Source organism: Arthrobacter sp. N199823, from assembly GCF_002929705.1.
Taxonomy (GTDB): domain Bacteria; phylum Actinomycetota; class Actinomycetes; order Actinomycetales; family Micrococcaceae; genus Specibacter.
Window position 1 is genome coordinate 389735 of the sequence record NZ_PJIN01000002.1, and the last position, 22394, is coordinate 412128.

The 22394-nt window shown below is 60.3% G+C and carries 13 protein-coding genes and 3 tRNA genes; 7 read left to right on the forward strand and 9 right to left on the reverse strand.

The features are described from left to right. Positions 1-77: 77 nt before the first annotated feature. The 3 genes from CXQ93_RS05660 to CXQ93_RS05670 form a co-directional block, all read right to left on the reverse strand. Positions 78-3473, reverse strand: a complete 3396-nt coding sequence (locus tag CXQ93_RS05660; protein WP_104109488.1) for an efflux RND transporter permease subunit — start codon at positions 3471-3473, stop codon at positions 78-80. 78 nt (positions 3474-3551) lie between these two features. Then, positions 3552-5039, reverse strand: a complete 1488-nt coding sequence (locus CXQ93_RS05665; protein WP_104109489.1) for a malate:quinone oxidoreductase — start codon at positions 5037-5039, stop codon at positions 3552-3554. A 146-nt stretch (positions 5040-5185) separates the two neighbouring features. Continuing rightward, positions 5186-6874 (reverse strand): ABC transporter substrate-binding protein, encoded by a 1689-nt coding sequence (locus tag CXQ93_RS05670; protein WP_258068624.1) that lies wholly within the window; start codon positions 6872-6874, stop codon positions 5186-5188. 152 nt (positions 6875-7026) lie between these two features. Here CXQ93_RS05670 and CXQ93_RS05675 point away from each other — a divergent pair. After that, positions 7027-7108, forward strand: a tRNA-Leu gene (locus CXQ93_RS05675). A gap of 63 nt (positions 7109-7171) precedes the next feature. On the opposite strand, the gene CXQ93_RS05680 is transcribed toward CXQ93_RS05675, so the two are convergent. The 4 genes from CXQ93_RS05680 to CXQ93_RS05695 all read right to left on the reverse strand — a co-directional run bounded on the left by CXQ93_RS05680 (position 7172) and on the right by CXQ93_RS05695 (position 8805). Beyond that, on the reverse strand, positions 7172-7657 hold the full coding sequence (locus tag CXQ93_RS05680) for a DUF523 domain-containing protein (protein ID WP_104109491.1): 486 nt from the start codon (positions 7655-7657) through the stop codon (positions 7172-7174). A 37-nt stretch (positions 7658-7694) separates the two neighbouring features. Further along, positions 7695-8171, reverse strand: a complete 477-nt coding sequence (gene bcp / locus CXQ93_RS05685; RefSeq protein ID WP_104109492.1) for a thioredoxin-dependent thiol peroxidase — start codon at positions 8169-8171, stop codon at positions 7695-7697. A gap of 421 nt (positions 8172-8592) precedes the next feature. Then, positions 8593-8665 (reverse strand) — tRNA-Lys (locus tag CXQ93_RS05690). A gap of 67 nt (positions 8666-8732) precedes the next feature. Further along, positions 8733-8805: transfer RNA gene (locus tag CXQ93_RS05695), tRNA-Lys, on the reverse strand. Between the two features lie 438 nt (positions 8806-9243). Between CXQ93_RS05695 and ilvD the strand changes: the two genes are divergently transcribed. The 6 genes from ilvD to metG all read left to right on the forward strand — a co-directional run bounded on the left by ilvD (position 9244) and on the right by metG (position 18637). Further along, positions 9244-11019 (forward strand): dihydroxy-acid dehydratase, encoded by a 1776-nt coding sequence (gene ilvD / locus CXQ93_RS05700; RefSeq protein WP_374953388.1) that lies wholly within the window; start codon positions 9244-9246, stop codon positions 11017-11019. A 412-nt stretch (positions 11020-11431) separates the two neighbouring features. Then, positions 11432-13321, forward strand: a complete 1890-nt coding sequence (locus tag CXQ93_RS05705; RefSeq protein WP_104109493.1) for an acetolactate synthase large subunit — start codon at positions 11432-11434, stop codon at positions 13319-13321. A 2-nt stretch (positions 13322-13323) separates the two neighbouring features. Further along, a complete protein-coding gene (gene ilvN, locus CXQ93_RS05710) occupies positions 13324-13836 on the forward strand; it encodes an acetolactate synthase small subunit (RefSeq protein WP_104109494.1) in 513 nt (170 codons plus the stop codon). A 127-nt stretch (positions 13837-13963) separates the two neighbouring features. Further along, positions 13964-14989, forward strand: coding sequence for a ketol-acid reductoisomerase (gene ilvC, locus CXQ93_RS05715; RefSeq protein WP_104109495.1), 1026 nt, complete (start codon positions 13964-13966; stop codon positions 14987-14989). Positions 14990-15280: 291 nt separating this feature from the next. Then, positions 15281-16876 carry a phosphoglycerate dehydrogenase gene (serA, locus tag CXQ93_RS05720; RefSeq protein ID WP_104109496.1) on the forward strand — a complete coding sequence of 532 codons (1596 nt, stop codon included), beginning with the start codon at positions 15281-15283 and terminating at the stop codon, positions 16874-16876. 186 nt (positions 16877-17062) lie between these two features. Beyond that, a complete protein-coding gene (gene metG, locus CXQ93_RS05725) occupies positions 17063-18637 on the forward strand; it encodes a methionine--tRNA ligase (protein ID WP_104109497.1) in 1575 nt (524 codons plus the stop codon). A 96-nt stretch (positions 18638-18733) separates the two neighbouring features. Here the strand turns inward: metG and CXQ93_RS05730 are convergent, their stop codons facing one another. Next, complete coding sequence (locus CXQ93_RS05730) at positions 18734-19738, reverse strand: type IV toxin-antitoxin system AbiEi family antitoxin domain-containing protein (protein WP_104109498.1); 1005 nt, start codon at positions 19736-19738, stop codon at positions 18734-18736. A 175-nt stretch (positions 19739-19913) separates the two neighbouring features. After that, positions 19914-22394: an ABC transporter permease gene (locus CXQ93_RS05735; protein ID WP_104109499.1), complete on the reverse strand. Its 2481-nt coding sequence runs from the start codon at positions 22392-22394 to the stop codon at positions 19914-19916.

Here is a 22394-nt window from a genome sequence, read left to right on the forward strand (position 1 = left end):
GGCACTTTTTTCTCCGATGAAGCAAGCGGCTTCCTAGCTGAGTTGGGGCCCTGCTAGTTCACGGTGCAGCGGCCCTGCTAATTAGCCGCACGGCGGCCGCGGACCTTCGGGATTGCGCCTGTGGTCCAATCCTGGAAGCTGGCATCCGGCGTGGCAGGCGTGGGCCCTGATGTGCCGGGAGTCTCGGAAGTATCAGCACCGGAGGCAGCATTGGCAGCACCAGCAGCCTTGCTAGGACCGGCAGTGTTAGTAACAACAGCGCCGTTGGGGCCGCCTGGAGCGGGTTTGTGAATGACCTTCAGCGCCTTGATCAAATCGTGGCGTTCCTTGCGGCCTTCGACCAGCCGGTACAGCACGGGCACCAGGATCAGCGTCAGGGCTGTGGAAGAAATCAATCCGCCCACCACCACAATGGCCAGCGGCTGCGAGATGAAACCTCCGCCACCCGTGAGGCCAAGAGCCATGGGTGTCAACGCAAAGATGGTGGCCAGCGCCGTCATCAGGATGGGCCGCAAACGTTGACGGGCGCCATGCTCAATGGCGTCGGCCACGTTCATGGCGGCCCGATCCCCGGATGGTTGCCTGTACTGGTTGATGAGGTCAATCAGCACAATGGCGTTGGTGACCACAATGCCCACCAACATCAACATGCCAATCAATGACGGCAAACCCAGCGGGATACCCGTGATGAGCAGCAGGCCGATGGCGCCGGTGGCGGCAAAGGGGATGGACACCAGCAGGATCAACGGCTGAATGAGGGACTTGAACGTAGCCACCATGATCACGTAGACAATGGCGATGGCTGCCAGCATGGCCAGTCCCAACTGCTGGAACGATTCGGCCTGCTGTGTAGCTGCACCACCAATGGTGGCAATGGTGCCAGCCGGCAGCTCGATGGAGTCCAGCTTCTTCTGTACCTCTGCACTGAGCGAACCGAGGGCATTGCCTTCAGGGGTAACAGAGACTGTTGCCGTGCGTTGGCCATTGGAGGAGGTCACGGTCAGAGGTGTCTGGACTTCCGCAACGGTAGCTACCTGCGACAGCGGTACGGGACCTGCGGCCGTGGGAATCTGAGCCGCAGCCAGGGCGCCCACCGAATCAAACTTGGTGCCCAGACCAATCTGGACCTTGTAATCGGTGGTGTCGATGCGGACGGTGCCACCTGGAATGGGGCTGACGGTGGCCGCCAAAAGACCTGTGATTTGTTGTTCGTCCAGACCTGCTGCAACCGCCTTGGCACGGTTGACGCTGACCTGGACCACGGGCTGGGTGCCGCTGAGGTTGCTTTCAACCGACTGGGCGCCGGGAATCCCGGTCATGGCCTTGACCAGTGCGTCACTAGCTTGTTGTAGTTCGTCGCCAGTGGTTGCTTTGACGGTGATATCCACTGTGGATGACATACCGAAGCCGCCGCCTTGAGAACCGAGTGTGATGGTGCCGGCATCCTTGATGCTCGTCACGGCCTTCCGCACCGTGTCCTGCAAGGCCGGTTGGTCCACGTCAGGATCGGTGATGACCTGGAATGATGCACTCGAGGCGCCTGAAGAGAGCAGCGCGGAGAAGCCGCTGGAAGCGTTGCCCACCGTCACCTGCACATCGGTGACACCGCTAATCCCAGAAATAGCGTCCTCAACTTTTTGGGCTGCGGTGTTGGTGACCTCGAGGCTGGTGCCAGCCGGCAGGTCCTGCTGAATGCTCATGCTGTTCTGCCCCGTGTCGCCGAGCAGATTTGTCTGCAAAAGCGGCGTCATGGCCAGTGTGGCGCCCAAGATGACGCCACCAGCAATCAGCGTCACCACAGGGTGCTTCTGGGTCTTGGAGAGGATGGGGAGGTAGCCGCGCTGCAGCCAGGACGAGCGCTCCTTCTCTTCCACAGCGCTCAGCAGAGCCTGGCCACTCAAGGGTGTGCCGCCGTCGTTCGTGGCAGTGGCAGTGTCACTAGAAGTGGAAGTTGCAGCGGAACCGGCAACAGCAGCCGCAACGGGGGGAGTGGATTTCAGGAACCAGTAGGCCAGCACCGGAACAATGGTCAGCGAGACCAGCAGTGAGGCGATCAGGGCAAAAGTGACTGTGAGGGCGAAGGGCCGAAAGAGCTCTCCCGCCAAGCTGCCCACAAAGGCGATGGGCAAGAACACGGCCACAGTGGTCAGCGTGGAGGCGGTGATGGCAGCGGCAACCTCGCGAATGGCAGCCAGAATCGCTGTTTTCTTATCCTCGCCATAACTGAGGTGCCGCTTAATGTTTTCAATAACCACAATGGAGTCATCCACCACCCGGCCAATGGCAATGGTCAGTGCTCCCAAGGTCAGGATGTTCAACGAGTAGCCCGTGGCCCAGAGCCCGATGAAGGTCACCAGCAAGGACAAGGGGATGGAGATGGCGGTGACCAGGGTGGAGCGCACGGACATCAGGAAAATCAAGATGATGACGACGGCGAAGCCCAGTCCCAGCAGGCCCTCGACCGTGAGATCGTGGATGGACTTTTCAATGAACGGTGCCTGGTCCAGCACTGTCGTGAACTTGGTGTTGTTGCCCATGGAGGCAGTGAGCTCTGGCAGTAGCTCGTTGACCTGCGCAGAGAGGGAGACCGTGTCGGCTTCGGGCTTCTTGGTGATGGAAAGGGCCAGCGTGGCTTTGCCGTTGGTACGGGTGATGGAGGTGGTGGGGTCATCGGCCAGTGTTACGGCTGCCACCTGGGCAATGGTGGGGATGGAGGCACCAGCGGCGGCGTTGGATCCACCTAGCGGCAGGGCCTTGACGGCATCGAGGGAATCGACGGGACTGCCGGCCTGAATGGAGAGCGTGGTGCCGTCAGTGTTCAAGGAACCAACGGGGACCAAGGTGCCGTTATTTTCCAGCGCCTTGGCAATGTCACCGGGATTGAGCCCGGAAGCGGCCATTTTGGCGGGGTCAGGCAAGATTTGAATGTGCTGGGAGTTGGCGCCGGTCACATCGGCGCTGCGAACGCCGTCGATCTTCAGAAGCTTAGGAACTGCAATGCGGGCCAGATCCGTGTTCAGCGCAGCCAGGTCCTGATCGGAGGAGACGGCCAAGAAAACGATCGGGAAATCGGAAATGCTGCCGGCGATGGGCTGCGGTTGGACGCCATCAGGGAGGCGGCCGCTGACGTTGGAGATGGCCCGGTCAATCTGGTTCCGGGCGCGGTCCAAGTTGGTGCCATAGGTGAAGGCGAGGTTGATGGTGGAGAAGCCGCTGCGCGATGTGGAGGTGCTGGATTCCAGACCTTCAACCGCGTTCAGTGCCGCTTCGAGGGGCTCGCTGACCTGTTTGTCGACCACGGCGGGGGAGGCGCCGGGCATGGCCGAAACCACCGTGATCTGCGGGAACTCAATGCTGGGAATGAGTTCCTGTTTGAGTGAGCCAAGGGTGATGACCCCGAACACCATCGCAAAGATGGTGATCAGGGCGATCAGGGCCCGGTTCCCCAACGACATTTTGGCCAAATTGAACATAAAACCACTCCCCGTGTGTCATGTCTGTTGGATCCGGGCCCCGTTCACATGATTGTGAGACTGAGCTGGGCTCTGGTGTTACTTCAGCTGCAACGATGCTGCTGTTGCAGCCAGGCTCTTTTCAAACGCTTCGGCATTGTCGTTGAGCTTGGTGCCGTAGGTGGGCATCATGGTGCGCAGCGAATCCTGCCATTCCAGCTTGAATTTACGCGGGAAGCAACGCTGCAGCAGTTCAAGCATGATCGGCACAGCCGTGGAGGCACCCGGTGAGGCGCCCAACAGTGCTGAAAGTGAACCGTCGGCTGCCGTGATGACCTCGGTGCCGAACTGCAGCACGCCGCCCTTTTTGGCATCCTTCTTGATGATCTGCACGCGCTGGCCAGCGGTGATGAGTTCCCAATCGTTGCCTTCGGCTTCGGGGAAGTACTCATGGAGCGCATCTACCTTGCCGGAGCGGGACTTGGTCACCTCGCTGACCAGGTACTTCACCAGATCCAGGTTGTCCTTGCCAACAGCCAGCATCGGGATGATGTTGTTGGCGCGGATGGAACCGGGCAGGTCCATGTAGCTACCGGTCTTGAGGTACTTGGTGGAGAATCCGCCGTACGGTCCGAACAGCAAGGAGCGCTTGCCGCCCACGTAACGGGTGTCCAAGTGAGGCACGGACATGGGAGGTGCGCCCACTGATGCCTGTCCGTAGACCTTGGCGCTGTGCTGGGCTGCGATCGACTCATCCGTGCACCGGAAGAACTGACCTGAGACGGGGAAACCGCCAAAGCCCTTGCCCTCGGGGATGCCGGACTTCTGCAGCAGGTGCAGGGCGCCGCCACCGGAACCGATGAAGACAAACTTGGACTTGATCTTGCCGTACTCACCGGAGGAGGGGTGCTTGAGCGCAAGGTCCCATCCGCCGTCGGAGGTCCGTGAGACATCAGTGACGGTGGTGCCGTAGTTAATCTCGACACCGTTCTGATCCATGTACCCGATGAGTTCACGGGTCAGGGCGCCAAAGTCCACATCAGTGCCTTCTGCGGCGCGGGTAGCGGAAACCTGCTCCTGCGGGTCGCGTCCCTTCATGACCAAGGGGGCCCACTTGGCAATGGTTGCCGGGTCCTCGGAGTACTCCATGGAGGCAAAGACCGGGTTCTGCTTCAGCGCTTCGTGCCGGGTCTTGAGGAATTTCCGGTGAGCTTCGCCAATGACAAAGCTCATGTGGGGGACGGTGTTGATGAAGCCCTTGGGGGATCCAATCAGCGATTCGTCCACCAGATGCGACCAGAACTGGCGCGAGAGCTGGAACTGCTCGTTGATGTGAATGGCCTTGGCCGGGTTCACACTACCGTCTTTGGCAGCTGGCGAGTAGTTCAGCTCACAGAGCGCGGAGTGGCCGGTACCGGCGTTGTTCCACGGGCTTGAGGATTCCAATCCTGGCGTATCGAGCTGTTCAAACAGCACAATCTTCCAGTTTGGTTCGAGTTGCTTGAGCATGGTGCCCAGCGTGGCGCTCATGATGCCGCCTCCGATGAGGACGACGTCAGCGTCTTTGGTGTTCGAAATGAAGGTCACAGTCAACTCCGGTAGAGGCTCTTCCTAGCGCTAGAAGCGTATCGCGGCACGTGCTGGATGTATAAATCAGGTGTCGGCGCCCACTTCTGTGTTCCTGTGGTGAGCGGCTGTTGCGCCGCTGTTTCACTGCTGTAGAACTGCGCCGCTCAGCCTGTGGCGGGCGGGGTCAGCTTCACATAATTGAAGACCTCGTTGAGTACTGGGCTCAGCGGATAGGACGCCACTCGGTCCGAGAGCGCGATCGCGGAGATCGGGAAAGCTATGGGGACTGCAGGAACTGTGGCCGCGATTTGCTTGCTGATCGATGCGTAAGCGGCAATCCGGTCCGGGCCGTTGGGCATGCTGCGTGCCCTGGTGATCTTGGAAACGAGTTGCGGGTCCACCATTCCCAGCTCAGCACCGGGGGAGCCGAAAATGGGGCCTACAAAGTTATCCGGGTCGGCATAGCTGCCGTTCCAACCCATGAGGCTCAGCGCATGTTTGCCGTCGTCCGTGACAGCTGCCAGGTAGCCTTCGTTCCACGGAATCGGCACGGGCTTGATGTTGAAACCCACCTTGGTGAGTTCTGCGGCAATTTGGGCGTAGACCTTTTCCGGGGTGGGCAGGTACGTGCGTGCAGTATCGGTGGGGTAGTAGAACGTGAGTTCTTCTCCCTTGTAACTGGAATCAGCCAGGAGTGTCTTCGCCTTCTGGGGATCGTAGGCAATCCCGGCCACAGCGTTGTTGAAGCCGCTGAGCTTGGGCGGGATGAACTGGGCTGTGGCGGCGGTTCCTGCGATGAAGAAATTGTTGACAAGAGTTGACTTATCGATTGCCGCGGCCAGGGCTTCACGCACCTTCAGATCCGCTAACGCTGGAATCTTTTGGTTGATGCCCAAGTACATGACGGAGAACGGATCGCGCTGTAGCACCTGCTTGCCACTCTTGATGAGCTTGTCCAAGTTGTCCGGGGTGACGGGGTCATAGCCGTCAATGGAGCCGTCTTCCAGGGCAGCGAGCCGGGTTGCGGACTGTTCAAAGGTCTTGAATTTCAGTGTGGTGATCTGCCCTTTTTCGCCCCAATAGTCCTTGTTGGCCTGCATGGTCACAGAGCCAGCGGATGCCGAGCCAAAGGTGAATGGCCCGGTGCCCACGGGATGCAGTCCGTAGCGCGAGACCTTGTTGCTGGCCAGGGCTTGATCCAGGACGTTGGCGGTGTTGGTTTTCAACGCGGTGGGGGAGGAGATTGCGAATGCCGGCAGGGTCAGTGCGGGGAGGAATCCGGTGAGTCGCGTTTTCAACTCAAGTGTCACCTCGAGCGGACCGTCAACGGTACAGCCTTCGTACAGGGAGTTTTTGGGATCGTCATTGAAGGCCCGGAAGACCTGCTTGAACATGGCGGCTGAGCCGTCACCGCGGGTAGCGACGGGCATGGAGTACCAGCGGTCAAAGTTGGTGCACACTGCTGCGGCGTCGAAAGGGGTGCCGTCATGGAACGCAACATCCTTGCGGAGCTTAAACGTGTAGCTCAGCCCGTCATCGTCCGTGGCCCATTCGGTGGCCAGGCTCGGCGCGGGGTCTCCCGTGACCGAGTCGATGGTCAACAAACCCTCCATGACCTGCCGCGTCACCCGGTACGATTCCGTGTCGGAAACCAGCGCCGGATCGAATCCCAGCGGGTCAGATCCCGTGCCAAAGGTGAAAACGGTGGGCGTCGGGGCCACGGTGGGGGCCGCCGTGGTACTTGGCGCAACCGGGGTGGGGGAGGTGCAGGCTGTGGCACTCAGAAGAACGACGGCGGACAGTGCCACCGCTCGCTGGATCACCTTGCGCAGTACTCTGGCAGGGCTTGGCACGTTCGGGTCTCCTTGCAGCATGGACTGTCCATCAGCCACTCATCATAGTGGGAAATTCTGGGGGCATCCTTGGGGGCTGTGTCGGGGAGAATGAACGTGTGGTTAAAAGTACTGCGACAAACCTGTAGTATTGTTCATGCTTCAATGCACCTGCGCGAGTGGTGGAATTGGTAGACACGCAGGTTTTAGGTACCTGTGCCTTCGGGCGTAGGGGTTCAAGTCCCCTCTTGCGCACAAAAGTTAAAGGCCCTGTTCTGTTGAACAGGGCCTTTCGTTTTGCCCGCTGAGGCGGCGGACTCACGAAGTAGGACACACGGGCGGCTGCGGGGATTCCCCGCGGCGCGCCTCAACCGTGACTCCGCGTGATTTCAAAACCGCGGCCAGCACGCCGTCGCCGTTCATGAGTGCCCCGCTGTGGCTGCCGTCGTAGATGGTGCCGCAGCCGCAGGAGGGGCTCCGGGCCTGAAGGACGGCGTGAGTGATGCCTTTGGTGGCGGCAATGTCTGCCACTAGCTCCGCGCCGCGCACAAACTCGGCGGTGAGATCATCGCCGTCGACCGTCAGGACAGCGGCCGTGCCCGCTAAGACCTCGTGCCCATCTCCTCCGACGATTTCCACCGGAGGACGCGGGGTGGGTAAACCGCCCAGCTGTTCGGCACAGGCCGGAATGGCCTTCCCTGCCGCGACGGCCTGAACCACGGCGGCGTCCGGCCGGGCTCGCGCGTCGTAGCGACACGGCAACCCGGCCAGACAAGAACTCACCAGCGTCAGTTTCTCAGTCATGCCTATGCGCGTCCTGTCACTGAGAGTATGAGGAGAGTTAGGCGGCGTCGAGCTTCAAATCGCGGCGCAGCTTGGCCACGTGGCCGGTGGCCCGGACGTTGTACTGAGCTAATTTAACGCTGCCGGCCTCATCGATCACGATCGTTGAGCGGATCAAACCCTCATAAGTCTTGCCGTAGTTCTTCTTTTCGCCCCACGCTGCGTAGCTGAGCGCCACTGCATGATCGGCGTCGCTGAGCAGCGGGTAGCTCAGTGCGTCACGGGCAACAAACTTTTCCAGCTTGGCCACCGGATCCGGTGAAATACCCACAACCTCGTAGCCTGCAGCCTGCAGAGACGCCAGGCTGTCACGGAAATCGCAGGCCTGCTTGGTGCAACCGGGCGTCATGGCCGCCGGGTAAAAGAAGACGATCACGTTCTTGCCAGCAAAGTCGGTCAGCGAGGTGGTGCCACCGTCCGCATTTGGCAGGCTGAACGCGGGGGCCAGTTCGCCGGGGACTAGACGCTCTGTCATGGGGAACTCCTTGGGGAAGTGGTGGTGGCCACGGTATGGAGGCCGAAAGGGGCCGCAGTCTGGCTGCGGCAGGGACTTCCCAGCGTAGGCCACTGCGGCCGACAGTAGCGAAACGCCGGGTGGCCACCGGATATGGGTAAGGGCTCGCGGGCTCTTGGGTTCGGGGGTAGAAGTTACCATTCGCGGCCGGTGCGGACACGCTCCCCGTGTCCGGGGGTAGTTATTACCTTTCGCGCACGGCCAGCCAGGCGCGAAAGGTAATAACTACCCCCGGACCTCGGGTGAGCCCCGCTAACCGGCCCGCTAACCCCCGAAAGTGGCTTGGGGGACAGCAACGAAAGAGGCTTGGGGGACAGCAACGGGGCAACAAAAAACCGCTCCATCGCCGGTTAGTACCAGTGATGAAGCGGTTACCCTTTTGTGCACCCCTCCGGACTTGAACCGGAAACCCATTGATTAAGAGTCAATTGCTCTGCCAATTGAGCTAGAGGTGCGTCTTTTGTAACAGTAAAAAACTGTTCCAACACCAGTTGTTACCGGTGTTGGAACAGTCCTACTCTGTGCACCCCTCCGGACTTGAACCGGAAACCCATTGATTAAGAGTCAATTGCTCTGCCAATTGAGCTAGAGGTGCATCTTCGTTACTGTAGCCCACCGCGGTTTGTGTCCGTGGTGTTCTTTGCAACGACATGAAACTATACGGCTTTTTTGGGCAGGTGTGAAATCGAGAAACGCCATTTTGCCCTGTTTGCGGCAGGGATCACATTTGCCGGGGCCAGAAACCGCGTCATCTCGCGGAATCTGGCGGGTAGGTTCAGTGGGAAAATGTTCTGCAGCAGGCCGGAAAATGATCTGCTCTCAGCCTGGGGCGTAGGCCGCGAAGGGGCTTCGCTAGCCGTTTGTTGAGCCATCGCGAGACGCGCGTTGGGCGGAACGGTGGGGGATGGGTGCTGTGTAGGGTGAAATTTGCCCCGCGATAGCCCGCGACGAGCCCCGCGATAAACCTGCCGTGAAGCGGACTTACCCGGCCAGCCTGTGGTCTACTTCATATTTCAGTCATAGACTGACGCTCATGAGCGTCGAGACGAATTCGGTTGAACCGACAGACACAAAAGACACTGTTGACCTGAAGGACACTGTTGTACGCACGGCTGATGGCAAGCCGGACATCAAGCCGCGCAGTCGCGTTGTCACCGACGGTATTCATGCCACGCCCGCTCGTGGCATGTTCCGTGCCGTCGGCATGGGGGATGACGATTTTAGGAAGCCGCAAATTGGTGTGGCCAGCTCGTGGAATGAGATCACCCCCTGCAACCTTTCCTTGAACCGCCTTGCTCAGGGTGCCAAGGAAGGCGTGTTTGCGGCCGACGGGTTCCCCATGCAGTTCGGCACCATCTCAGTCTCCGACGGCATATCCATGGGTCATGAGGGAATGCACTTTTCCCTGGTCTCCCGTGAAGTCATTGCCGATTCCGTGGAAACCGTCATGATGGCCGAGCGGCTGGACGGCTCCGTCCTGCTCGCGGGTTGCGATAAATCCCTGCCCGGCATGCTCATGGCAGCGGCCCGGCTCAATCTGGCCAGCGTTTTCCTCTATGCCGGCTCGATCATGCCCGGCTTCGCGAAAATGGAAGACGGCACGGAAAGGGAAGTGACCCTGATTGACGCCTTCGAAGCGGTGGGTGCCTGTGCTGCCGGCACCATGAGCCTGAAGGATCTGGACACCATTGAACGTGCCATCTGCCCCGGCGAGGGCGCCTGTGGCGGCATGTACACGGCCAACACCATGGCGTGCATTGGCGAGGCACTGGGCATGTCGCTGCCAGGATCGGCCGCCCCGCCCAGCGCCGACCGCCGTCGTGACATGTACGCCCGCAAATCCGGTGAAGCCGTGGTCCATCTTCTGGAGCAGGGCATTCGGGCCCGTGACATCATGACCAAGAAGGCCTTCGAGAACGCCATTGCCGTCACCATGGCTTTCGGCGGCTCCACTAATGCGGTCCTGCACCTCTTGGCGATCGCGCGCGAAGCCAACGTTGATTTGACCCTTTCCGATTTCAACCGCATTGGCGATAAGGTCCCGCACCTAGGTGATCTGAAGCCCTTTGGCCGCTACGTGATGTTCGACGTGGACAAGATCGGCGGAGTGCCCGTCATCATGAAGGCCCTGCTCGACGCCGGACTTATCCATGGCGATTGCCTCACCGTTACCGGTAAAACGGTGGCCGAGAACCTGGCCGAAATCAACCCGCCGGATCCGGATGGCAAGGTGCTGCGAGCCATGAACAACCCCATCCACAAGACCGGTGGCATCACCATTTTGCATGGTTCCATGGCGCCGGATGGGGCCGTTGTGAAGAGCGCGGGCTTCGATTTGGATGTCTTTGAGGGCTCTGCCCGGGTGTTTGAACGTGAGCAGGGGGCGCTCGAGGCCCTGGATCGCGGCGAAATTCATGCCGGCGACGTGGTGGTGATTCGTTACGAGGGCCCCAAGGGTGGGCCAGGCATGCGCGAGATGCTCGCCATTACCGGCGCCATCAAGGGTGCAGGCCTGGGCAAGGACGTGTTGCTGTTGACTGACGGGCGCTTCTCCGGAGGCACTACCGGGCTATGTATTGGCCACGTTGCTCCTGAAGCGGTCGACGGCGGTCCCATCGCCTTTGTGCGCGACGGGGACAAGATCCGTGTTGATATAGCCGCGCGAACCTTTGATTTGCTAGTTGATCCGAACGAGCTCGAATCGCGGAAGCGTGGCTGGGAACCATTGCCGGCCAAGTTCACCACGGGTGTCTTGGCCAAGTATGCAAAGCTAGTCAACAGCGCGTCCACGGGCGCCTATTGCAACTAGCTCTGGTCTTTGGCTGGGCTGGGTTCGCTCGCGCATTCAGCCCCGGAATCTCAGGGACAAGCGGAGCCATGACCACAGAGTGGACATGGAGTCCACATAATGAGATGCCGGTGTGGCGCGTTTGACACTCAAGAGCGTAAAACGGGAGACTAAACACATGCAACGAGAGCTCTTAGCCGTCATTAGCTAGCGCGTGACGCGCAATGACCACACCCATGGTTATTGGCTTGTGGCTTTCTTTAGATGAGAGAACGCCACAACACGTGCAAACCCCTCGATGAAAGCCTTATGGGCAAGAGGGGTTTTTTTGTTTCCACCACCAGCGGCGACTTGTAATACTGCGTGAGCCACCCTGCACCAAACGCAGCTACAGAAGAATTACCCAAGCAAGAGTTCCCCAAAGGAAGAACCGATGAGCAAAGGAACGCCCGCCAGCCCAGCGCTGATGGCAGCCAAGTCCCCCGGGCACGGTGCACAAGCGAGCACCCATGCCGGTGCGGTCAGCACCTCAAGCCAGGCATCCGCCGTCGTGGGTCCCAACAATGTTGTGGCACCCATCCAAATGACCGGCTCCGAGGCGCTTGTCCGCTCACTTGAAGAGTTGGGTGTCAAGGACATCTTCGGCCTGCCCGGTGGTGCCATTCTTCCCACTTATGACCCGCTGATGGCATCTGATCTGAACCACATTTTGGTGCGCCACGAACAGGGTGCCGGCCATGCTGCACAGGGTTACGCCATGGTCACCGGAGAAGTTGGCGTTTGCATCGCCACCTCGGGTCCCGGCGCCACCAACCTAGTCACAGCCATCATGGATGCGCACATGGACTCGGTTCCGCTGGTGGCCATTACCGGTCAGGTATCTAGCGCCGTGATCGGCACCGACGCCTTCCAAGAGGCCGACATCGTTGGTATCACCATGCCGATCACCAAGCACTCGTACCTGGTGACGGACCCCAATGACATTCCCCGTGTGTTGGCCGAGGCATTCCACCTCGCCTCCACCGGACGCCCCGGCCCCGTGCTGGTGGACTTTGCCAAGGACGCCCAGCAGGCTCAGATGACGTTCTCCTGGCCGCCGGTCATTGATCTGCCCGGCTACCGTCCTGTGTTCCGCGGTCACTCGAAGCAGTTGCGTGAAGCAGCTCGATTGATTCGTGAAGCCAAGAAGCCCGTGCTGTACGTGGGTGGCGGAGTCATCAAGGCCAACGCGTCTGAGGAATTGCTGATTCTGGCCGAATTGACTGGTGCCCCCGTGGTCACCACGTTGATGGCCCGCGGAGCTTTCCCTGATTCGCACACGCTGCATGTGGGCATGCCCGGCATGCACGGCACGGTCTCGGCCGTGACAGCCCTGCAGCAATCCGATCTGCTCATCACCTTGGGTGCACGTTTTGACGACCGTGTCACCGGTGTCCTGAGCAGCTTCGCCCCGCACGCCAAGGTCATCCACGCGGACATTGACCCGGCGGAAATTTCCAAGAACCGTACGGCTGATGTGCCGATTGTTGGTTCACTCAAGGAGATCATTCCGGACCTCTCGGCCGCCGTGAAGGTGGAATTTGAGAGCAACGGAACTCCCGACCTGGGCGATTGGTGGGCGTTCCTGGGTAACCTGCGCGACACCTACCCGCTGGGCTGGACTGAACCTGAAGATGGACTCATGTCCCCACAGCGCGTCATCTCACGCATTGGTGAGCTGACAGGTCCTGAAGGCGTCTACGTTGCAGGCGTTGGCCAGCACCAGATGTGGGCTGCACAGTTCATCAAGTATGAGCGTCCCCGTTCCTGGCTCAACTCCGGTGGTGCCGGAACCATGGGCTACTCGGTTCCCGCAGCCATGGGTGCCAAGGTGGGTAGTCCGGACCGCGTGGTCTGGGCGATTGACGGCGACGGCTGTTTCCAGATGACCAACCAGGAATTGGCTACGTGCCGCATTAACAACATTCCCATCAAGGTTGCCATTATCAACAACTCTTCCTTGGGCATGGTGCGCCAGTGGCAGACGCTGTTCTACAACAGCCGCTACTCCAACACCGATCTGAACACCGGCCATGACACCATTCGCGTACCTGACTTTGTGAAGTTGGCAGACGCTTACGGCTGCGCTGGTCTGCGCTGCGAACGCGTTGAGGACATTGACGCAACCATTGAGGCTGCCTTGGCCATCAATGACCGCCCGGTCATCATCGACTTCGTGGTCAGCCCCGATTCCATGGTGTGGCCGATGGTGCCCTCAGGCGTCAGCAATGATCAGATTCAGGTAGCCCGGAACATGACCCCGGTGTGGGACGAGGAGGACTAGAAATGACTCGACATACTCTTTCCGTACTGGTTGAAGATAAGCCCGGCGTATTGACCCGTGTGGCTAGCATGTTTGCCCGCCGCGCCTTCAATATCAACTCACTTGCCGTTGGCCCCACAGAGATTGCCGGGATTTCCCGCATGACTGTGGTGGTTGACGCAGACGGGGACTTGATTGAACAAGTCACCAAACAGCTGAACAAACTGGTCAACGTCATCAAGATTGTTGAACTGGTTGCAGAGAATTCCGTGCAGCGGGACCACATCCTGGTCAAGGTGCGTGCGGATGCCGCTACGAGACTGCAGGTAACCCAAGCCGCAGATCTCTTCCGGGCTTCCGTGGTTGATGTGTCCACAGACTCATTGACCATTGAAGCCACCGGCTACGCTGACAAGCTAGCAGCCTTGCTTAACGTCTTGGAGCCCTTCGGGATCCGGGAAATTGTGCAATCTGGCACCTTGGCCATTGGGCGGGGAACCCGTTCCATGAGCGACAGGGCGCTGCGCGCTTCCTAGCGCACGGCCCACCAGGACTCGGTAGTTCCGCAAGCTTTCCGTATCAGGGGAGTGGGCCGGGTCCACACAAAAAGTCTTTTCAATGAAGCAACACGCCATTTATTCAAGTTATTCAAGGAGTTCCACAGTGACTGACATGTACTACGACGACGACGCCGACCTGTCCATCATCCAGGGTCGCAAGGTTGCCGTTATTGGTTACGGTAGCCAGGGCCACGCACACGCACTGAGCCTGCGCGATTCAGGTGTTGACGTACGCGTTGGCCTGAAGGCGGGCTCCAAGTCCATCGCTAAGGCAGAGGCAGAGGGCCTGCGCGTCCTCAGCGTTGCAGAAGCCACGGCTGAAGCCGACCTGATCATGATCCTTACCCCGGACCAGGTTCAGCGCTTCGTTTACGCCGAGGACATTGCACCGAACCTGAAGGCTGGCGACGCCCTGTTCTTCGGCCACGGCTTCAACATCCGCTTCGGCTACATCACGCCCCCGGCTGATGTTGATGTTGCCTTGGTTGCTCCTAAGGCTCCGGGTCACACCGTACGCCGCGAATTCGAAGCCGGCCGTGGCATCCCTGACCTGATCGCTATTGAGCAGGATTTCACCGGCGGCGCCAAGGCTCTGGCCCTCTCCTACGCAAAGGGCATCGGCGGAACCCGCGCCGGCGTCATCGAGACCACCTTCACCGAAGAGACCGAAACGGATCTGTTCGGCGAGCAGGCAGTTCTCTGTGGCGGTACCTCACAGCTGGTTCAGTACGGTTTTGAAGTTCTCACCGAAGCTGGCTACAAGCCGGAAATCGCCTACTTCGAGGTGCTGCACGAGCTCAAGCTCATCGTTGACCTCATGTGGGAAGGTGGCATTGCCAAGCAGCGTTGGAGCGTCTCCGACACTGCCGAGTACGGCGACTACGTCTCCGGCCCGCGCGTCATCACCCCCGAGGTGAAGGAAAACATGAAGGCTGTTCTGGCCGACATCCAGAGCGGTGCTTTCGCAACTCGCTTCATCGAGGACCAGGACAACGGCGGCGTTGAATTCAAGGCGCTGCGCAAGAAGGGCGAAGAGCACCCGATCGAAGCCACCGGCCGCGAACTGCGCGGACTGTTCTCCTGGGTCAGCAACAGCGACGACTACACCGAAGGCTCCGTAGCCCGCTAGTTTGGACCCTCGGCAGTTAACGACGACGGCGCCTGCCGGACCCACTCGGTCCGGCAGGCGCCGTCGTACTTTCCTAGGTGACAAAAGTTAACGGACAGTGACCACAGAGTGGACAAAAGCCTCCATTCGCATGTGATTTGTATCGCTTGCGTCGTTGTTCCCGCCATTTATTACGGCCGTGACACCGGTCTCCCATAAACTGAAGACCGGCTTTTGTCGTTGGAATGACAACACAAGAACCATCACCAAAATCCCCACAAGAACACTAATTGAGAGCTAAAGAGGTCACCGGTGACAGCCACCAAGCCAGTAGTACTCCTCGCTGAGGAACTTTCGCCCGCCACGATCGAGGCATTGGGTCCCGATTTCGAGATCCGCCACGCTGACGGAGCAGACCGTTCCGCGCTGCTCTCCGCCATTGTTGATGTCGATGCGATCCTGGTTCGCTCCGCAACGCTCGTGGATGCCGAGGCCATCGCCGCGGCTAAGAACCTGAAGGTCATCGCTCGTGCCGGTGTGGGGCTGGACAACGTTGACATCAAGGCCGCAACGCAGGCCGGCGTCATGGTGGTTAACGCCCCGACCTCGAACATTGTCTCCGCAGCCGAGCTGACCATCGGCCACATTCTTTCCCTGGCCCGCCACATCCCGGCCGCCAGCACCGCCCTGAAGAACGGCGAGTGGAAGCGCTCCAAGTACACCGGCACCGAACTGCTGGAAAAGAAGCTGGGCATCATCGGTTTGGGCCGCATTGGCGCCCTGATCACCGAGCGTGCCAAAGCCTTCGGCATGGAGATCGTTGCTTACGATCCCTACGTCACCAGCGCCCGTGCCGCCAGCCTCGGTGTGCAACTGCTCTCGCTCGATGAGCTGTTGGAACAGTCCGACTTCATCACGATTCACATGCCGCGCACACCCGAAACCTTGGGCATGATCAGCACCGAAGCGTTCAAGAAGATGAAGAAGAGCGCCTACGTCATCAATGTGGCCCGCGGCGGTCTCATTGACGAAGCAGCCTTGAACATTGCGCTGCGCGAAGGCGACATTGCCGGAGCCGGCATCGATGTGTTCGTCAAGGAGCCGGCCACCGACGTCGACTTCCTGGAACTGGACAACGTCATCGCCACCCCGCACCTGGGTGCCTCCACCGAGGAAGCTCAGGAAAAGGCCGGTGTCTCGGTCGCCAAGTCCGTGCGCCTGGCCCTTGCTGGCGAGCTGGTTCCGGATGCCGTGAACGTTGCCGGGGGCGTCATTGCCGCCGAGGTTCGCCCGGGCATCCCCCTGATCGAGAAGCTGGGCCGCATCTTCACTGCGCTGTCCCACGCCTCCGTGACACAGATTGACGTCGAAATTGCCGGTGAAATTGCCGCCCTGGACGTCAAGGCACTGGAGCTCTCCGCACTGAAGGGCGTCTTCAAGGACGTCGTCTCCGAGCAGGTCTCCTACGTCAACGCTCCGGTTTTGGCCGAGCAGCGCGGCATCAAGACCAACTTGATCACCACACTGGAATCCGCTGACTACCGCAACGTGCTGACCATCCGCGGAGCCCTGTCCGACGATTCACAGATCTCCGTCTCCGGCACCCTGACAGGCCCGAAGCAGATCCAGAAGATCGTGGGCGTCAACGGTTACGAGCTGGAAATCCCCATGAGCGATCACCTCCTGGTGATCTCCTACGCAGACCGTCCCGGCGTGGTCGGCACCCTGGGCCGCATCCTCGGTGAGAATGACGTCAACATCGCCGGCATGCAGGTTGCCCGCCACAGCGAAGGCGGCCAGGCACTGGCCCTCATCACTGTCGACAGCTCAGTGCCGCAGGCATTGCTGGAATCCATCAAGACCGAGATCGGCGCCACCGTGGCCCGCGAGGTCGACCTGGAGGACTGAACTCCCTAGGCTGCCACGACGGCGGCCGGATTCCCTCGCGGGCAGTAAGATTTCCTCGGTCGCTGAGAGACCTTGAAAATCCATCCCCGCTCCGGGAACCCGGCCGCAGTCGTGCGTTAACGGCCGTTGCGTGGGATGCAAGGGTCACGAATCGGTGTTTCGTCGGGTTCACGGTAAATTTGGGGGGTGACATCTACTGAATCGGCCAAGACGCCTTACTACCTGACCACCGCCATAACGTACCCGAACGGTGTTCCGCACATCGGGCACGCCTACGAGTACATCGCCACTGACGCCATGGCACGCTTCAAGCGGCTGGATGGCTACGATGTGATGTTCTTGACGGGGACCGATGAGCACGGCATGAAAATTGCCCAGGCCGCCGAAGCCGCCGGTGTCACGCCCAAGGAACTCGTGGACCGCAACGCTGCCATTTACAAAGATGCGCACGCCGCCCTTGGCATCAGCTACGACCGCTTCATCCGCACCACGGACGCCGATCATTACGCCGCTTCGCAGGCCATCTGGAAGAAGATGGAAGATGCCGGGGATATTTACCTGGGCAAGTACGAGGGCTGGTACTCCGTTCGTGACGAGGCCTACTACGGCGAAGACGAGACGGAACTGCGCGAAGACGGTAAGCGCTACTCCAAGGTCACTGACACCGAGCTGACTTGGACCGAAGAGGAAAGCTACTTCTTCCGCCTGTCCAACTACCAGGACAAGCTCCTTGCACTCTACGAATCTCAGCCGGAATTCGGTGCCCCGCGCACCCGTTTCAACGAGGTAATTAGCTTCGTCAAGGGGGGACTGGAAGACCTCTCAGTCAGCCGCACCACCTTCGACTGGGGTGTTCCGGTTCCGGGCAATGACAAGCACGTCATGTACGTGTGGGTTGACGCGTTGACCAACTACCTGACAGGTGTTGGCTACCCGGATGAGTCATCCGAGGCGTTCCAGAAGTTCTGGCCGGCCGATGTTCACATCATTGGCAAGGACATCTCCCGCTTCCACGCTGTCTACTGGCCTGCCTTCCTCATGTCCGCCGGGCTGGAACTGCCCAAGCGCGTCATGATTCACGGATTCCTGCACAACAACGGCGTGAAGATGTCCAAGTCCTTGGGTAATGTGGTGGCTCCGGCCGACTGGGTTGCCCAGTACGGTTTGGACCAGGTGCGCTTCTTCTTGCTGCGCGAGGTACCCTTCGGTGCCGACGGCTCTTACAACCACGACGCCGTGGTTGGCCGCATGAACTCGGATCTGGCCAACAACCTGGGCAACCTGGCGCAGCGCTCACTGTCCATGGTGGCAAAGAACTGTGGGGGCGTTGTTCCCACCCCGGGCGCTTTCACCGATGCTGACTTGACGATCATGGCAGCGGCTCGCGAGCTGCTGGAGATCTCCCGCAACGCTTACCAGGTACAGGACTTCCACGGTTCGCTGGAGAAGATCTGGCACGTGCTGGGCGACACCAACGCCTACTTCGCCGACCAGGCTCCGTGGGTTCTGCGCAAGACTGACGTGCCTCGCATGGAAACCGTGCTGTACGTGACCCTCGAAGTGCTGCGGATGGTCTCGATCCTGATCCAGCCGGTCATGCCGGACGCTGCTGCGAAGCTGCTGACGGTTCTGGGCCAGGGCGACTCTGCTGACTCGGCCTTGCGTGAGTTCGCTGCGATTGCCACCCCGCTGGTTGCCGGAACGGCCCTGCCTGCCCCGGCGCCGATCTTCCCGCGGTATGAAGAGCCTGCCGAGGCCTAATTTCGCCCCCGTTTGAATTCGGACGGCGCTTGCGGGAAAAGATGGTTGTATGCCGCCGTCTTTTCCCGCAAGCGCCGTCCTTTTTGGCTGAACGGGCTATTGCTGTCGCAGCCCAGCCTCCCGCAACAGGCTAATGAAGCGTTCCCGGTTCATCATTTCTTTCCATTCCCATCGGACAAAACCGCTGACCTGGGCTCGGATTTGGTTCTCGCGTTGCTTTTCCTTCATAACACGATCCTGAATGGATAGGCCTCCGCCCCAGTCGTCACGCAAGTACTTGCCTTTGCCGTCAAATTCCCCGACAAGCTTGATCTTCTCGAACCAAAAGTCTGTGAAAGCGTCGCTGCCATCACGAAGAGTGAAGTGCTTTTGCAGCACGGGGGCGGGGAAACCAAACAAATGCATCTTGGCCCGACTGATTGATTCTCCAGCGGAGCCGGACAGTGGGTTCGCGAAACTGATGACCGACAGGGCACGTTTCCTAGCGGTAGCGTTTGGCAGATTGTCGGCTGCGACCATGAGATCTTCGCGCCGCAATGCTTGTCCCTGTGGGTAGGTACTTTGCCACAGGGGGTCGAATTGTGCGGAGTCCATAGTGGGCGGAGTGAAGTCATTGAACAAATGCTTCTTTTCGGGTGCGCGCAGGCTGGAATCGCAGATGGCCACGGCGTAGGGAAAATCGAGGGCGAGGATCAGTTGCACAACCGTGGTCAATTTGTCAGTGAGCAGGAACGGGCCGCACCTTTGGAGTCCATCAGTCATGGAGCCGCGATGCCTGATCACACCGTTTTCGTTTCGTCCGCCCAGCATCACGTCTGTCATGACATGCAGACGTTGGGGAGTGCCCACAATCCACAGTCCCCACAGAAGTGCTGCGCTCGCATGGCAGAGCACGGGCTGGCGTGAGGTCAGTGCCTGAAATGCAAGAACATGTAGTCCATAGTTTTGTAAAGGGCTGAGTTCGCGGACGGCAGCAGTCTTTGCGTAAACGCCACGGCGCACACGGGTGAGCTCGCCGCTATTGCATAGTGCCACCAGCTGCCGGCGGTCCCGGCCGGACTTTTCGAAGTCCGATGGAAGAATCAGTCGTGGCATGCTCATAGTCCCAGCGTCTCACTGCAAAGATGCTCGAGAGACGTGCGAATATGATGCCTGTGGATAACTTTATAGTCCGCAGCGGAGCCCCAACATTGAATTTGGACGGCGCTTGCGGGAAAAGATGGCCGTATACAACCGTCTTTTCCCGCAAGCGCCGTCCGAATCCGAGCTTCAGTGGCTAGTCCATGGCCAGGCCTGCAACGGGGGAGAGCTTGGCAGCGCGATGTGCCGGCACCACTGAGGCGAGGAGTCCCGCCACGGCGGCAACGACCACCACTGCCAGGATCTGGCCCCACGGGATCACGGCGGTGACATCTGCAAAGCTGCCAAGAGCCGACTGTGCTCCGGCCCAGCCGTAGACGGCACCAAGAACCGAGCCAATGATGGCCGCGACGCCGGCAATCAGCACAGCTTCCAGTGCCAACATGCCACGCAATTGTCCGCGGGTCAGGCCAAGGGCCCGCAGCAGCGAGTTCTCCCGCGTCCGTTCCAGCACCGAGAGGGACAAGGTGTTGGCAACGCCGATCAGCGCGATGAACACGGCCACGGCCAGCAAGCCGGTGACCACCAGCAGCAGCATGTCGATGACCTGGTTGAACATGACCTTTTCCAGTACGGCGCCGTCAACCCGGTACTCGGAAACATTCAAGGCCCCGGTCAAAGCTGTCCGCAGATCCAAGAGAGCGTTGGCATCCAGTGATTCATCCACGGAGATCCACAGGGGCGCTCCCGTTTCTTTATACAGGGGGTCAGCTGCGGGCAGCGGTGCAAAGGTATCCAGGGAGACCAGCGCGCTATAGCCATCTGTTGTGGCGGGAGTGGCCGTGACGTTCGTGCTGAGCGTTCCGGCAACGACACTGCCGGAATCCACCTTGATGCTCTTGGGAATTACCGCGGAGGTGGGGCCTGGACGGTTAGCCGGGTTGGCCAGCACGGTGAGGGCATCGGCGTCGGATATTCCATAGACGTCAAGGGCTTGTCCACCCGCTTCCATGGTGCCCACCAATTCCAGTCGGGCAATGTGCTTGACCCCGGGGAGAGCAGCAGCCTTTGCCACCGCGCTGTCGGGAATGCGGGTGTCGCCAGGCAAGGTCCGCACCTGCAGATCCACCGGGTAGCTGCCGTCAAGCTCGGTGTCGAAAGCACTCCGAGCCGTCGCCGCACCGGTCATCATCATGGTCACCAGCGTGACACCGATAAGCAGCGCCGAGGCCGTCGCGGTTGTTCGGCGCGGATTGCGTACGGCGTTGGCCGCGGCCATCTTCCCCGGGACGCCGGCCGGGCGGGCCAGGGTTCCGGCGAGTGAGACCAGCTTCGGCACGAACAGCGTGGCGGCCATGAGGAAGCCGACAAAGGATGCCGCACCAGCAGGCAGTGCGATGAGCAAGTTCGCGGAGATCCCGCCGTACACCAGTCCGGCACCGCCAGCCAGGAGCAGAAGCACGCCAATGGACAGACGGAGTCGGCCGCCAGCGTTGTGCACCGAGGCGTCCTCGGCCGGGCGCAGCGCAGCCAGTGGGGCCACGGCTGTTGCCGCCCGGGCCGGAACTAGCGAGGCCAGGACCGTGATCAGCGTGCCCACCACCATGCCCGCAATGATGGCCGACGGCGGCACCGCCAACGTGGCGAAGGCAAAGTCCGGGTTCTGGCTCAGTAGGGTTAACACAAGTGCCATGGTGCCTGTGGCCGCCAAGACGCCCAGCACCGAGGCGACAAAGCCCACGATGAGTGCCTCGACAATGACCGAGTTCCGTACCTGGTTCCGGCTGGCACCAACACAGCGCAGCAGGGCAAGCTCGCGGGTGCGCTGAGCGACCAAGACTGAGAAGGTATTGGAAACAACCAAGGCAGCAACCAGGAGCGCAACGCCTGCGAAAGCGAGCAGCACAATGGTCAGCTGGTCCTGGCCTCCGGTCAGGCTGGACACCATTTGGGTGGTTTTCTCATCAGCGGTCAGGATCTTCTCAACGGGCTGGCCGACTGCAGTAGCCAGGGCCGCCTTCGCGTCGGCAAGGGAGACTCCATCCTTGAGAAGGACCGAGATGGTGCTGAACCCGGCATCCGGTGAACTGAGCTTGCCAACTGCTGCCTCCGTGCCCACAAATTGGGCCATCCCCGAGGAAACTGGGTCAGCTGAAGCGGCGGTGATGCCTGAGACAGTGGCAGTCAGGGTGGGGATGGCAGCGGTGGTTGTGGGTTCGCCGGTGAAGGTGACCTTACTGCCAACGGACAGCTTCTTGCGGTCTGCCGTGATGGCGTCAACAGCCACCTCCTGATCGTTGCCGGGCCACGCACCCGAGATCAAGGCCACTGGCTCCAAGGAAGGGGCGGCCGGCATATTGCGGAGAGTAGCTCCCAATGTGGTGCTTCCCAGCCCGGCTTGCAGGTACGTGGACTGCTGCGCATAAGATTCGGCGACGAGAGGTGAGGCAGCCACGGAGGCCGCGTGCGCCGTCGTGAGTGGATCATCGTAAGAAGAGGAGGCCACCAGATCGGCCTTGGCGTAGGCCTGCCCAATGCTGGCCTTCAGCGAGGCGCCCGTGGAGGCGTTGACCATCAGGGTTGCGGAGAGGAAGGCGACGGCCAATAGCACCGCTAAGGTGATGGCTATGAACCGTCTGGAGTGAGTTTTGAGTTGGCTAAGGGCGACCTGCAGCAT